Source organism: Psychrosphaera sp. B3R10 (assembly GCF_018861025.1).
GTDB classification, from domain to species: Bacteria; Pseudomonadota; Gammaproteobacteria; order Enterobacterales; family Alteromonadaceae; genus Psychrosphaera; species Psychrosphaera algicola.
The window spans coordinates 1-13,535 of sequence record NZ_JAHKQH010000008.1 but is presented as its reverse complement, the minus strand read 5'-3'; the positions used below and the strand labels follow the sequence as shown (position 1 = coordinate 13,535).

General features: G+C 39.2%; 13 protein-coding genes and 1 pseudogene. 11 read left to right on the top strand and 3 right to left on the bottom strand.

Annotation, left to right across the window (positions count from 1 at the left end; genetic code table 11):
• The first annotated feature begins 136 nt into the window (after window positions 1-136).
• Window positions 137-853 carry a pseudouridine synthase gene (locus KO525_RS03015; protein ID WP_215962312.1) on the top strand — a complete coding sequence of 239 codons (717 nt, stop codon included), beginning with the start codon at window positions 137-139 and terminating at the stop codon, window positions 851-853.
• Between the two features lie 445 nt (window positions 854-1,298).
• Window positions 1,299-2,465 carry an alpha/beta hydrolase-fold protein gene (locus KO525_RS03010; RefSeq protein WP_215962311.1) on the top strand — a complete coding sequence of 389 codons (1,167 nt, stop codon included), beginning with the start codon at window positions 1,299-1,301 and terminating at the stop codon, window positions 2,463-2,465.
• 29 nt (window positions 2,466-2,494) lie between these two features.
• Here KO525_RS03010 and KO525_RS03005 read toward each other — a convergent pair whose 3' ends face one another.
• Window positions 2,495-3,382: an alpha/beta hydrolase gene (locus tag KO525_RS03005; RefSeq protein WP_215962310.1), complete on the bottom strand. Its 888-nt coding sequence runs from the start codon at window positions 3,380-3,382 to the stop codon at window positions 2,495-2,497.
• Between the two features lie 238 nt (window positions 3,383-3,620).
• On the opposite strand from KO525_RS03005, the gene KO525_RS03000 reads away from it, so the two are divergent.
• The 8 genes from KO525_RS03000 to KO525_RS02965 all read left to right on the top strand — a co-directional run bounded on the left by KO525_RS03000 (window position 3,621) and on the right by KO525_RS02965 (window position 11,598).
• The gene (locus KO525_RS03000) at window positions 3,621-4,175 is read left to right on the top strand and encodes a GbsR/MarR family transcriptional regulator (protein WP_215962309.1); all 555 of its coding nucleotides are present in this window, start codon (window positions 3,621-3,623) and stop codon (window positions 4,173-4,175) included.
• A gap of 37 nt (window positions 4,176-4,212) precedes the next feature.
• Window positions 4,213-5,586 (top strand): cytochrome ubiquinol oxidase subunit I, encoded by a 1,374-nt coding sequence (locus tag KO525_RS02995; RefSeq protein WP_215962308.1) that lies wholly within the window; start codon window positions 4,213-4,215, stop codon window positions 5,584-5,586.
• Window positions 5,579-6,577 carry a cytochrome d ubiquinol oxidase subunit II gene (cydB, locus tag KO525_RS02990; RefSeq protein WP_215962307.1) on the top strand — a complete coding sequence of 333 codons (999 nt, stop codon included), beginning with the start codon at window positions 5,579-5,581 and terminating at the stop codon, window positions 6,575-6,577. Before KO525_RS02995 ends, cydB begins: the two co-directional genes overlap by 8 nt.
• 185 nt (window positions 6,578-6,762) lie before the next feature.
• Complete coding sequence (mnmA, locus tag KO525_RS02985; protein ID WP_215962306.1) at window positions 6,763-7,878, top strand: tRNA 2-thiouridine(34) synthase MnmA; 1,116 nt, start codon at window positions 6,763-6,765, stop codon at window positions 7,876-7,878.
• Window positions 7,879-8,517 (top strand): high frequency lysogenization protein HflD, encoded by a 639-nt coding sequence (gene hflD, locus KO525_RS02980; protein ID WP_215962305.1) that lies wholly within the window; start codon window positions 7,879-7,881, stop codon window positions 8,515-8,517. It abuts the gene before it with no gap.
• 20 nt (window positions 8,518-8,537) lie between these two features.
• On the top strand, window positions 8,538-9,908 hold the full coding sequence (gene purB / locus KO525_RS02975) for an adenylosuccinate lyase (protein ID WP_215962304.1): 1,371 nt from the start codon (window positions 8,538-8,540) through the stop codon (window positions 9,906-9,908).
• A 78-nt stretch (window positions 9,909-9,986) separates the two neighbouring features.
• Complete coding sequence (locus tag KO525_RS02970) at window positions 9,987-11,150, top strand: cupin domain-containing protein (protein ID WP_215962303.1); 1,164 nt, start codon at window positions 9,987-9,989, stop codon at window positions 11,148-11,150.
• Window positions 11,134-11,598, top strand: coding sequence for a GNAT family N-acetyltransferase (locus KO525_RS02965; RefSeq protein ID WP_215962302.1), 465 nt, complete (start codon window positions 11,134-11,136; stop codon window positions 11,596-11,598). The genes KO525_RS02970 and KO525_RS02965 overlap by 17 nt, the downstream gene beginning before the upstream one ends.
• A gap of 29 nt (window positions 11,599-11,627) precedes the next feature.
• On the opposite strand, the gene KO525_RS02960 is transcribed toward KO525_RS02965, so the two are convergent.
• Window positions 11,628-12,059 carry a DUF4826 family protein gene (locus tag KO525_RS02960; RefSeq protein WP_215962301.1) on the bottom strand — a complete coding sequence of 144 codons (432 nt, stop codon included), beginning with the start codon at window positions 12,057-12,059 and terminating at the stop codon, window positions 11,628-11,630.
• Window positions 12,060-12,235: 176 nt separating this feature from the next.
• Here KO525_RS02960 and KO525_RS02955 point away from each other — a divergent pair, with 176 nt between their 5' ends.
• On the top strand, window positions 12,236-13,285 hold the full coding sequence (locus KO525_RS02955; RefSeq protein ID WP_215962300.1) for an amino acid dehydrogenase: 1,050 nt from the start codon (window positions 12,236-12,238) through the stop codon (window positions 13,283-13,285).
• A gap of 73 nt (window positions 13,286-13,358) precedes the next feature.
• On the opposite strand, the pseudogene KO525_RS02950 reads toward KO525_RS02955, so the two are convergent.
• Window positions 13,359-13,535: pseudogene (locus KO525_RS02950) on the bottom strand (IS256 family transposase); the annotation flags it as partial.

Sequence of the window (13,535 nt, the reverse complement as noted above, 5' to 3'; positions counted from 1 at the left end):
GACCGACAAGTTTAACAGTATGAAAATCGTTCAATATTTGTTCAATACTCAACGAAATCAATTTTAGTCTGAAATTTGGGTGTGAATACTATAAAATACTGGCCATTAATGAAAGAGTTTTATCAGATTAGGTGTTATGTATTTTTCTAATAAGTCCGACACAAGAAATATAAAGAAACCTGCCAAGGGTGTTATCCGTAAAGCATCTTCGGGAAATAAAAGTAAAAAACCAAACCAATTTGGTGCAACTTTGGCTCGGCGGAAAACAACCAAACCTAGTAATGCATCAACCAAGGTTGAGCCGACAACAACTAAAATAATATTGTTTAACAAACCTTTTAATGTGCTAACCCAATTTACCGATGCTGATGGCCGTGAAACCCTAAAAAATTATATCGATATACCCGCGGTATATCCGGCGGGAAGATTAGATAGAGACAGTGAAGGCTTGCTTGTTTTAACCAATAACGGAAAATTGCAAAATAAAATCTCCAGTCCTAAATTTAAAACAACCAAATGCTATTGGGTACAGGTCGAAAACATTCCAAATGATGAAAAATTACAACAATTGCGTGATGGCGTAGAGCTTAAAGATGGCTTAACTAAACCCGCCGAAATTAGGATAATTGCGCAACCTGAACTAGTAGGGCCAAGAAATCCACCAATCAGAGAGCGGCAATCAATACCAACATGTTGGTTAGAAATCACCATTAGTGAAGGTAGAAATCGTCAAGTCAGGCGAATGACCGCTCATATTGGACACCCTACACTAAGGTTAATTCGATATCGTGTTGGAAACTGGACGTTGGACGGTATTGAAACAGGTACATTCAATGTTATTGAACAAAAGTAATACCGTTTTCGGTTTGGTAGTCCACTTTATTTTATGCGGTTTTAAAAATATGTTGTAAATACGATCAACGGCTCCAAAAAAGAGAACGTACAAAAATATTGAGACTAGAAATATTGAGGCTAAATAAAACTTATTAAAAGCATGATTAGCAACGACATTTAGAATGTCCATGCCCAAGGCACTCTCATCCAAATAATATGATGCCTCCGCTCTTTAAATATCGTTAACTAAATCAGGATAGCACCAACACAAGTCCCACCTTCGTAAAAAAATTTAGGTTGGTAATTGCGGCAATGCGCTGTAAATTCGGCAACAACAAGATTGTTGGGTAAAAGTGCAATTACAAAAGCCATTCAGTGGCCAATTTGTCACTATTGCTGTATTGATAACGTGTTGGATACGTTCCAATGCAAATCATTTTTTCAGAACTAAACACGGAATTAATATGCGATTTTTTAAGGCTACTTGTTTATTCATTTTGAGCTTAACTAACATTTTTGCGGTTCATGCTAATGAAGAATCGGTACATTATGAAGTTTTCTTTTCGAAACAACTAAACGAAGAGCGCAGAATACTAGTTAAGTTACCCAAAGACTATTTTTCTAATACTGAAAAAACATACCCAGTTATTTATCTGCCGGGGTCAAAAGATGACTTGTCATTGTTGACAGGTTTGCTAAGCAGGCTTGTCGAACAAAAAGCGGCGCCTGAAGTCATAATTGCCGTCATTGAAAACACTGACAGGACTAGAGACTTAACGCCAACGGTAAACCAAGATCCTAGAGGCCCCGTCGGACAAGGGGGTGGTGGCGACAAATACCTCAATTTTGTTGAAATGGAATTGATCCCGCGCATGGATAAAACTTACCGAACACATGATTATCGAATTTTCTCTGGTTCGTCTATTGGTGGGCTTTTGGTCATACACGCTTTGCACAGCAGACCTCACCTATTCCAAGCGCATTTAGCGTTTAGCCCAGCGGTTTGGTGGGGCGCGAGAACAACCGTACAAGAGGCTAAAAAATTCATATCCAAAACAAAACATTTTGATAACTATTTATATATGAACATCGGCGAAGAAGGTGGGGAAATGCGCGAAGTTTACGATGACTTTCATTCATTTTTGCAAAATAACAAACCCTCTGATTTAAAATTGGTTACCGATGTTTTTCCAAATGTGGCACATGCTTTAACCACCCCAGCAGGGTTATTTAATGCTTATCACAGCTTGTTTTTACCTATGCAGATGCCAATGAGCGCATATATCGGAAATCCAACTTCTATTGACCTATATTACAAGCGCCTATCGTCACAGTGGGGCATCGTCACGATACCACCAGAGGCAAATGTCAGGCAAATTGGCTATAACCTCATTAACCAGCAAAAATTTGAATCCGCTATTGAAGTATTTAAACACAATATTAAACTTCACCCTGATTCCGCAGATGCACAATACGGGTTAGCCTATGGTTATGAAATGAATGGCAACCTACAAGCAGCCCTGAAACAAGCCAATATCGCTTTAGAGGTGGTTGATAAAGAACATCCATATTTCAGTTTTTTTGTAAATGCGCAAGCAAGACTCAGCTCAGAAGTTGCTAAACCTAAATAAATAACACAATAAAAGTACAGTAAACTTAACTACAGTGGTTGAATTTGTTCTACAAATGCGTGTTTTTTGAAAAACGTCATAGATGCTTTAAACACAGATTTTGCTTGTTTGGGACGAGAATGACTTAAGCTATGTTCACCCCCCTCGACTTCGATGTATTCAAATTCATGACCGCTGTTTTTTAATTCAAGTGCAAAATCTCGTGTCATTTGTACAGGTACAACATTGTCTGCCGTACCATGGACGAGGAAAAAAGGTGGGTCTAGTTTATCTAGATACGTTATTGGTGAAATGGCTGCGAGTGCAACCTGTTTATCTATTTGTTCGTTATTGGCAAAGCGCTCAACTAATACAAAATCTTGGTACTCCTTGCGCCTAAAGTCGGCAAGACTTCCTGAATACGCAATAACAGCTCGTACCGAAGCATCATAGTTTGGGTAAATGCCATGATCATCAAATCCTTCTGCATTCCCTGTTACCCCAACCATAGTTGCTAAATAGCCACCCGCTGATATTCCGCTGACAATGATCCGGTTTGGATCTAGGTTGAGCGCTTCTGAGTGTGCTTTTAAAAAACGAATTGCAGACTTTACATCTTCAATAGCCGCAGGAAAACGATACTCAGGTGCAAGTCGATACATTACGCTTGCTGCAACAACGCCACGTTTTGCCATCTTTTCTAGATGTTTGTTAAATTTACTTTTATCCCCCTTGATTAACCCGCCGCCATGAATAAACACCATTACCGGAGATAGCGTCTTATTTTGCCGCGCTGGCAAAGCAATATTTATACGCAGTATTAGGCCATCGACCTTGCCGATGGGGATATCCGTTGTAAGGCCCGCAGGCAAATTTTCAAGTGGAAGACTAAATGAACTTGAACTTATAAAAATCAATGAAATCATGAATAAACGCATGGGACTCCTACAAATTTAACGGGTTTAATTTTTTAGCTGAAAACAGAACACCTGCGAGTCAATTTACCTTAAGGGTGATTTAAGTTAAATCCTAGTTAAAAGAGAGATTAGCACTTAATACCGCACGATTTTATCTTTACAAAGTTAAATATTTTGTTGATTTAGATTAATAAACAATTTAAGGTTTCAGAAATTACTGAACACTCTAAAACTACAAAACAAAAATAGGCACATTGACATGAGAATGACATCTAAAATCGAAGCATTTGTAATGCATTGTGGTGAAATGGGCAGTCGTTGGGGCTTTAATCGTACTATTGGTCAAATGGTCGGGTTGCTTGTCATAAACGAATCACCACTCACAGCAAATGACATTTCCGAAACCCTGAACATTTCTCGAGGCAATGTCTCTATGGGGATAAAAGAGTTGCAGTCGTGGCGATTAATTAAAACCCATCATATTCCCGGTGATCGAAAAGACTATTATGCTCCGGACGGATCTATTTGGGACCTTGCTACTCGCGTATTTGAAGAGAGACGAAAACGTGAAATGGACCCGACATTATCGTTACTAAGAACCGTAATGTTAGAAGAACCAGCCAACCAGCAAGAACAATTCGCACAGGAAAAGATGTTTGAAATCCACGAATTGCTGGAAACCGTGACTGTTTGGGCAAACGAACTTCAAACAATGAAACCGGATAATCTAAAAACGTTAATGAAACTCGGAGCCGGAGTCGGCAAAGTTTTAGATATGAAAGACAAAATTCTTAATAACAAAGTCGCAAAATAACTAAACAAGTCAATTCTTCTACCTAGGAGTATACGCCATGATTGATGTCGAGATTTTGTCGCGCATTCAATTTGCAATAAACATTAGTTTTCATATTTTATTTCCAACGATCACTATTGCGATGTGTTGGTTTTTAGTGTTTTTTAAAATACGATTTGATCAAACCGGCGATCCAGTCTGGATGAGAGCTTACCGATTTTGGGTCAAAATATTTGCCTTAACGTTTGCATTAGGTGTGGTTAGTGGCATTACCATGTCGTTTCAGTTTGGAACCAATTGGCCCGGATTTATGGAGCGGGTTGGTAATGTTGCCGGACCTTTATTAGGTTATGAAGTATTAACGGCATTTTTCCTCGAAGCGACGTTTTTAGGCATTATGTTATTTGGCATAAAGCGGGTGTCTGCTCGTGTACATACGCTCGCCACCTGTATTGTTGCCTTTGGCACCACAATGTCAGCATTTTGGATCTTGTCGCTTAATTCTTGGATGCAGACTCCTCAAGGACACAAAATTGTCGATGGTATTGTCTATCCAGTTAATTGGATGGAAATCATCTTTAACCCTTCATTTCCATTTCGATTTTTTCATGTGTTATTGGCTTCCGCTATCACAGCGTCATTTTTAATTGCAGGGATCAGCGCCTATAGGATCAAACGCGGTGATACCAAAAGAGCGCCGTTACTCACGTTTAAAATAGCGGTTATTGCAGCGATGTTACTAACACCCATTCAAGCATTTGTTGGGGATTTACATGGCTTAAATACGTTGGAGAATCAGCCACAAAAAGTTGCTGCAATGGAAGGCGTTTGGGAAACGACAGAAGGGGCGCCTCTTTTGTTGTTTGCTATACCTGACGAAAAAAATAGAACAAATAAATTTGAAATAGGGATCCCAAACTTAGCCAGTCTTATCTTAACCCACGATAAAAATGGCGAAATAAAGGGTCTTAACGAATTTGGAGAAAACCACCCTCCTGTTTTACCTGTATTTTTCAGTTTTCGTGTCATGGTTGGCATGGGTCTACTCATGATATTGGTTTCTTGGTTAGCCGGAAGTTATATCCTTCGCAAAAAAGCAGTCCCCAACTGGTTAACAACGACCTTTGTATGTATGAGTTTTAGCGGTTGGATAGCGACACTTGCTGGCTGGTATGTGACTGAAATAGGCCGTCAACCTTATATCGTTTCAGGCATTCTAAAAGTAAGTGAAGCTGTGACTGACTTGCCTACTGCACATGTTACAACAAGTTTGACTTTATATATTTTAACTTATGTGGGACTACTCGCGGCTTATCTACATACCATTTTTGTTATGGCTCGACGTGCGGTCGAAATAGAAGAAATAGACATTAGTGAGACTATTGTTTTAAAACAGCCGGCGTCAAATACATTGGAGAATCAGCATGTTTGATCAACATACCCTTGCCATAATTTACGTATGCTTAATGGGCCTCTCCGTAATCTTGTATGCAATTTTGGATGGTTACGACTTAGGAGTTGGCATGTTATTACCGTTAGATAACCAGTCAGAATCTGACATTATGGTCGCGAGTATTGGCCCATTTTGGGATGCTAACGAAACCTGGTTAGTTTTAGCGATTGGCTTACTATTAATCGCCTTTCCACAGGCACATAGCTTGATATTAAAGGAATTGTATATACCCGCTTCTGTTATGTTAATTGGGCTCATACTCAGAGGCGTGGCATTCGATTTTAGAGCTAAGGCTTCGTTTGGCCACAAACCTTCATGGGACAAAGCGTTCAAATTTGGTTCTTTTATCGCCGCGCTGTCACAGGGATTTATGTTAGGACTATTTGTTACGGGTTTCGACAAAAGTTTAGTCGGATACAGTTTTGCTATATTAAGTGCTTTAGGGGTTTGTGCGGCCTATTGCTTTATCGGTGCTATGTGGCTAACCATGAAGGCTGAAGGCGAGCTACAAATACGATCCATTAAAAACGGCAAAAAGATGCTTATCGTAACCTTTATCGGTGTAATTGCAGTATCGTTAACCAACTTAGCTTTAAATCCACAAATCTATTTAAAGTGGTTTACTTGGCCAAACTCAATATTTTTGGTCCCTATCCCGGTAATTTGTACCATTTTATTTGTTTTAACTTATATGTATCTGAAACACCTACAAAAATTTAAAGACCAGTTCCCAGGTCTGCCGTTTATCATGACAGCGCTCATATTTGTATTTAGCTTTGCGGGTTTAGGTTACAGTTTTTTCCCATATATCGTACCTCAACACCTCACTATATGGGAAACAGTGGCGGCGCCAGAATCTTTGAACTTCTTATTATATGGTGCAATCGTTGTTGTACCAACGATATTAGCGTACACAGCTTATTCTTATCGAGTATTTTGGGGGAAAGTGCAAGAACTTAGGTATTATTAAGCTATAACGTAAATTCCCCTTAATATCAGGCTGGCTGAGTTCTCTCCAGCCTTTTATGATCGCTTTTCCACTAAATAAATATTGCTAATCAATAACAAAATTAACACCCCAAGCGATACATTTTTAATGTCAGCTGTGGTAAAATCCGCGCCAATTTTAAGCGTATAGGTTTTTTGTCCCAATTCATGTCTGAAAGTTTCTCTGAGAATTCGACTAAAAAAGTCATCGTAGGTATGTCTGGCGGCGTAGATTCGTCGGTTTCTGCGTATTTATTGCAAAAGCAAGGTTATCAAGTTGAAGGCCTTTTCATGAAAAATTGGGAAGAAGACGACGACTCAGAATATTGTTCTGCTGCTGAAGATCTTAAAGATGCGCAGGCAGTATGCGACAAACTTGGCATTGAACTGCATACCGTTAACTTTGCGTCAGAATACTGGGATAATGTTTTTGAGCATTTCTTAGAAGAATACAAGTCGGGTCGAACACCAAACCCTGACATTATGTGCAATAAAGAAATTAAGTTTAAAGCGTTTTTGCAATTTTCCGCAGAAATTTTATCTGCTGACTATATTGCAACTGGCCATTACGTCAGACGGACAGCGGATGACAACAATGCACAAATGTTACGTGGACTTGATTCTAACAAAGATCAAAGTTACTTCTTATACGCCGTAAATCAGGCACAAATAGGACAAACCTTATTCCCTGTTGGCGAGCTAGAAAAACCAGAAGTTAGACGTATTGCTGAAGAACAAGGTTTAATAACAGCAGATAAGAAAGACTCGACTGGCATTTGTTTTATCGGTGAACGCAAGTTTAAAGACTTCTTACAACAATACTTACCAGCGCAACCAGGTGACATTGAAACACCTGAGGGCGAAGTCATCGGTCAACACGAAGGGTTAATGTATCATACGTTAGGTCAACGAAAAGGCCTGCTAATTGGCGGTTTGAAGGAATTTAAAGATCAACCTTGGTTTGTTGTCGATAAAGACGTCGAGAGAAACGTGCTTATCGTTGGTCAAGGTAAAAACCACCCTTTGCTGTTTTCTAATGGACTACACGCATCACAATTAAATTGGGTCGATAGCAAAGGTCCACAGGTCGAATCTAGGTTAACCGTTAAAACAAGATACCGCCAAGATGATATCGAATGTACCGTTTTCCCTGATTTGGAAAATGGCACGATTAAAGTGATATTTGATTCACCTCAACGAGCGGTAACGCCGGGGCAATCAGCAGTATTTTACGATGGTGAAGTGTGTTTAGGTGGCGGGATCATTGAGAGTTATATTCGATAAATGATGGAACAATCGCAGCGCGCCCAAACAATCGCATTATCGGCCGTTTGCCTGTCGGCTCAGTTAATTCAACTATTGGCCAAAGGCAAACCTTACGATAAAACTAACTTTAATGCGCTTTTAAGCGGCATTATGATCACCTCACCTAAGACTGTATTTGATGTATATCCGTCTATTGTTGAGCTAAGTGATGGTTGCGACCTGCTCGTCCATCAATTGTCAGGACAAACAACAACACGCGACGTAGAAGTTACGCGCTATGTTGCAGGTATAATGTCTTTGGCAAAAAAATTATTAAAATCAAATTCAGCACTAAATCAATTGACAACATCACTTGAAAACGTTGAACGCCGTTTAGAACATTTTGAATTAACCTCGCCTTCTGTTGTGCAAAACTTTGCAGACAGTTATCGCGAAATTATCAGTCCAATCGGGCAAAAAATTCAAATCATTGGCAACCCAGACATATTAAAACAACCGGACATTCAAAATAAAGTCCGAGCCTTGTTATTAGCAGGCGTACGCGCCGCTGTTTTATGGCGTCAACTAGGCGGCCAAAGAAGACACTTTTTATTGAATCGCAAACGCATATTGCAAGACGCACTATCGTTTAAAAATGAATTAACATCCATTAGTTAGGAATAGAGGAAAGCAACGTCATGCAACTATCTGCACTTACTGCAATCTCACCAGTTGACGGCCGTTACGGCAATAAAACTGAAGAATTACGTCCAATTTTCAGTGAATTTGGTCTGGTAAAATACCGTGTTATCGTTGAAGTACGTTGGTTACAAAAGTTAGCGAAAACGGCTGCAATCCAGGAAGTACCTGAATTTTCTGCAGAAGCTAATGCTCTTTTAGATGCAATCGTTGATAACTTTTCAGAGGCCGATGCGCAGCGTGTTAAAGATATTGAAGCTACAACAAATCACGATGTAAAAGCCGTTGAATACTTTTTAAAAGAAAAGGTTGCTGACAATGCAGAATTAACTGCAGTTAACGAGTTTATTCATTTTGCTTGTACCTCTGAAGACATAAACAACCTTTCACATGGTTTAATGTTATCTGCTGCTCGCAAAGACGTTGTTTTGCCATACTGTGACAAAATTTTGTCTGAGTTAAAACGCTTAGCAAACGAATACAAATCTATGCCGATGATGTGTCGTACACATGGTCAACCGGCAACACCATCTACTATGGGTAAAGAGATGGCAAACGTTTATGTTCGACTACAACGTCAACGTGAACAAATTGCTAACGTTGAGATGTTAGGAAAAATTAATGGTGCTGTTGGTAACTACAATGCACACATTTCTGCTTACCCAGAACATGACTGGCATCAACACGCTGAAGAGTTTGTAACCTCACTTGGTTTAACCTTTAATGCGTTTACTACCCAAATTGAACCACATGACTACATCGCTGAAATCTTTGACGCAATGGCGCGCTTTAACACGATATTAATCGATTTTGATCGTGATATCTGGGGTTACATTGCAATGGGTCACTTTAAGCAAAAAACCATAGCAGGCGAAATCGGCTCTTCAACAATGCCTCACAAAGTTAACCCAATAGACTTTGAAAACTCTGAAGGTAACTTAGGAATTGCTAATGCTATTTACGGTCACCTAGCAACAAAATTGCCAATCTCGCGCTGGCAACGTGATTTGACTGACTCTACAGTACTACGTACTTTAGGTGTTGGTGTTGCACATTCAATTATTGCTTATCAAGCCACGTTAAAAGGCATTAGCAAATTAGAAGTTAATGCCCAAAGTTTGCTTGATGAATTAGACAATAACTGGGAATTGTTAGCAGAGCCAATTCAAACCGTTATGCGTCGTTACGGTATTGAAAAACCTTACGAAAAATTAAAAGACCTAACTCGTGGTAAAAAAGTTAACCAACAAGTTATGGCTGAATTTATCGATGGTTTAGACCTTTCAGATAGTGTTAAAGCTGAACTGAAGTTATTAACACCGGCAAACTACATCGGCCGTGCTGTCGCATTTATCGACGAATTAAACTAAGTTTATATTCGTAAAAAGAGCCAGTCTATTGACTGGCTTTTTTATTGCCCATCATCCTACAAATTAAGAAGTCACTTTATGAATATCAATTGGCAAACCATTTCAAAAGAAACATTTTTGAAAGACTATTGGCAAAAAAAACCAATATTACTAAAAAATGCATTACCAAATTTTCCATCACCAATTGCACCCGATGAAGTGGCTGGCTTAGCGATGGAATCCTTTATTGACTCTAGAGTAATAACCAACTCAGATAACAACTGGAAAGTTGCACAGGGGCCTTTTGAGGACTTTAGTCAATTTGGTGAACGTTGCTGGAGCTTGTTGGTACAAGGCGTCGACAATTGGTTTGACTCTGTTGATGAACTTAAATCTATGGTTAATTTCATTCCAAAATGGCGAATTGACGATGTTATGATCTCGTTCTCTACACCAGGCGGAGGGGTTGGTCCCCACTTTGATCAATATGATGTTTTTATCGTTCAGGGTATAGGGAAACGACAATGGCAAGTTGGAGCGGTAAATAAAGAAATAGAACACATTGAAGCGGCAACCGACCTGCTCCACGTACCGGCTTTTGAACCGATAATTGACGCAACCGTTACCAATGGTGACATTTTATATATTCCCCCTTTCTCACCTCATCAAGGCGAAACAATAGAAAGCGCTCTTGCTTACAGCATTGGATTTAGAGCGCCTTCGAGTCAAGAATTGCTAAGTGGTATTGCCGATCATATCATTGATCAAAACCTAGGGTTAGACCGATTTACTGACACGGTTATTAACAACGACACCTCTGGTTTTGGATTATCTCCTGCAAACATTACCCAATTGCAAAAACAGGTACTAGACCTAGTCGGTGACAAGGCTCAATTTGAACATTATTTATTAACTCGACTTACCGCAGCGACGCGAGAGTTGAATGTAGAACCCCTCGCGGAACGAATCCCAGCAGATTATGGTAACGAATTATTTAATAGCGAAATTGAAATTCAAAAAGTGCTTGGTGTTAAACTCGCAATTTCCAGCGACGAGGAAAATTTGACTTTATTCTGTGATGGTGAAAATTACCCGCTGAGTTCTCAACAAGTTGAATTTGCGAATAAATTAATTTCCTGCTCATCAAGCGAGACATTAATATTAAAAAAACATGATTTTTGTATAGAAAATAGCCAACTTATTACTACACTTATTAATTACGGCTATTTTTTTATATTGGATGAACATGAGTTACAAGGTTAATAACGTTAATTGGCGTAGAGAAACCGATTATATCGAGGAGATAAAAGAAGTACGAAATAAGGTTTTTATTTGCGAACACAGAATTCCTGAAACGGAAGAGTTTGATAACAACGACATAAATTGTGAACACGTATTAGTTAGAAACGAAGACGATAAAGCGGTAGCAACTGGACGTATTTGTGAAAATGGGAAAATTAGTCGTATTGCTGTTTTGATGAAATATAGGAACACCAACGCTGCACAAAAGGTAATCCAACAATTGTTGTCTATTGCGCATAGGAAAGGGATCAATCAAGTTACCATAGATGCAGAACTTGATAACGTAAGTTATTTTACTAATCAAGGATTCAAACCTGTTGGAGCTGTTTATATGGAATCAGGGATACCCAAGCAAACGTTAAGCTGTTCGGTAAATAGCTTTGTTTGCCCGCATGGAATATTGCACTAAAAACCTAAGGCTTCTAGTGCAAAAACGGCCTAAACCCAAAGGCTTTCTATTTCAAAAATTTGATAAAGTCTATCTGCACAAAAGTTAATATCAGCAGCTTCCTGTTTTAGCTGTTCGATTACCGCTTCATCAGTTTCAACCTGTTGTTTTGTCACAAGTTGTTCGACTTCAATTTGCCAACGTAATGCAAAAGACCGCGCAGCTTCACGTGCCGAATTTGCTGCAGACACAGGGAGAAAGTCATGTTTAATTTCTCCACATACAACCCAAAATTGGTTGCCGTCAGTTGATTTTAGTTTCCAGAATGCAATGACAGGCGGTAAATAACGACTGTCTTTAGTATCAACAGACTCGGTAATGATCCCGTTTTGCGCTAATATTTTAGTCGCTTCTTGATATGATGCTTTGCACCACAGATTAATTTCTTCTTCAGTTAAGGTATTTGTTTTATTTTCAGACATTATTTTTAATTGTTCGCTATTTTTTCAAGACTGTACTAATTAATGAGTAAGGCTACAAGCGCTATTTTATTTACACATCAAACTGGTCGCACCAGATCTGTCTTTTTCTAAATACTGGTAGAGAAAAAGCAGCTTTGGTAGAGTCCTGCTGATCATATCTATTTACTGGAGCAGTTGTGTCTGTATTTTCTCAAGTCGAATTTGACAACCATGAACAGGTTGTTTTCTGTTCAGATCAAGAAACGGGATTAAAAGCAATTATCGCCGTTCACAATACTAATTGTGGGCCGGCAGTAGGTGGCTGTCGTTTTTGGAATTACGCCTCAGACGAAGACGCGTTAATTGACGTACTTCGTTTATCAAAAGGCATGACCTACAAAAATGCGTTAGCTGGATTAAACTTTGGTGGCGGTAAAGCTGTTATTATAGGTGATCCTAAAAAGTTAAAGTCTGAAGCCTTATTTAAAGCGTTCGGCCATAAACTTAATAACATGAATGGTACCTACTATTCTGCTGAAGACGTAAATATTACGACAGCCGATATTATGCAAGCCCATAGTGTGACAGATTATGTTGTTGGATTAGAGGGCCAAAGTGGAAACCCTGCGCCGTTTACAGCGCTTGGAACCTATCTCGGCATCAAAGCCGCTGCAAAACATAAGTTTGGTTCTGATAACCTTGAAGGATTAACGTTATCTGTTCAAGGTTTAGGTTCAGTAGGTATGTATTTGTGTGAACGTTTACACAATGATGGTGCCAAGCTTATTGTAACTGACATAAACAATGACTCCATTGATTACGCTGTTACGCATTACGCTGCAACTGCTGTTGGTTTAAATGACATTTATGCTGTGGATGCAGACATCTATGTTCCGTGTGCACTCGGTGCGACCGTTAACGACGACACGATACCGCAATTTAAAGTAAAAATTATTGCTGGTTGTGCAAACAATCAGTTAGCAAAACCACATCATGGCGATGCGCTGAAAGATAAGGGAATTTTATATGCCCCTGATTATGCAATTAATGCTGGCGGCATAATTAATATCTTTTTTGAGCAAGATGAAGATGGTTATAGTGCAGAAAAAGCGACAGCCAAGGTTCACGAAATTTACGATACCTTGTTAGAAATTTTTCAACGTGCTGACAATGAAAACCGCCCTACACATGAAATAGCAGATATTATGGCGCAGGAAATTATCGCCAAAGGCGGAAAGTACAAATAATATTTGTTTAAACGCCTCAATTTAAAAGCCGCTTTTTAGAGGGCGTTCAGAATTCTGTGTCAGCCAAATTGTTTTAGATATCTAAGACATTATCCAAGCGCCCATCGAAGTGAATCGCCAGTTGAGACAATGTCATATTCCAGTTCTGGATGGGCATTGTCCATTTCTTAGAAGCATTTAATATCCCAGCATACAGCAGCTTTAGCAAGCTGTTTTCATTCGGGAACCCACCTTTTGTTTTCGTCAATTT

Coding starts and splice junctions, on each gene's coding strand:
- KO525_RS03015 (WP_215962312.1), top strand. CDS start 137: ATGTATTTTTCTAATAAGTCCGACACAAGAAATATAAAGAAACCTGCC.
- KO525_RS03010 (WP_215962311.1), top strand. CDS start 1,299: ATGCGATTTTTTAAGGCTACTTGTTTATTCATTTTGAGCTTAACTAAC.
- KO525_RS03005 (WP_215962310.1), bottom strand. CDS start 3,382: ATGCGTTTATTCATGATTTCATTGATTTTTATAAGTTCAAGTTCATTT.
- KO525_RS03000 (WP_215962309.1), top strand. CDS start 3,621: ATGAGAATGACATCTAAAATCGAAGCATTTGTAATGCATTGTGGTGAA.
- KO525_RS02995 (WP_215962308.1), top strand. CDS start 4,213: ATGATTGATGTCGAGATTTTGTCGCGCATTCAATTTGCAATAAACATT.
- cydB (WP_215962307.1), top strand. CDS start 5,579: ATGTTTGATCAACATACCCTTGCCATAATTTACGTATGCTTAATGGGC.
- mnmA (WP_215962306.1), top strand. CDS start 6,763: ATGTCTGAAAGTTTCTCTGAGAATTCGACTAAAAAAGTCATCGTAGGT.
- hflD (WP_215962305.1), top strand. CDS start 7,879: ATGATGGAACAATCGCAGCGCGCCCAAACAATCGCATTATCGGCCGTT.
- purB (WP_215962304.1), top strand. CDS start 8,538: ATGCAACTATCTGCACTTACTGCAATCTCACCAGTTGACGGCCGTTAC.
- KO525_RS02970 (WP_215962303.1), top strand. CDS start 9,987: ATGAATATCAATTGGCAAACCATTTCAAAAGAAACATTTTTGAAAGAC.
- KO525_RS02965 (WP_215962302.1), top strand. CDS start 11,134: ATGAGTTACAAGGTTAATAACGTTAATTGGCGTAGAGAAACCGATTAT.
- KO525_RS02960 (WP_215962301.1), bottom strand. CDS start 12,059: ATGTCTGAAAATAAAACAAATACCTTAACTGAAGAAGAAATTAATCTG.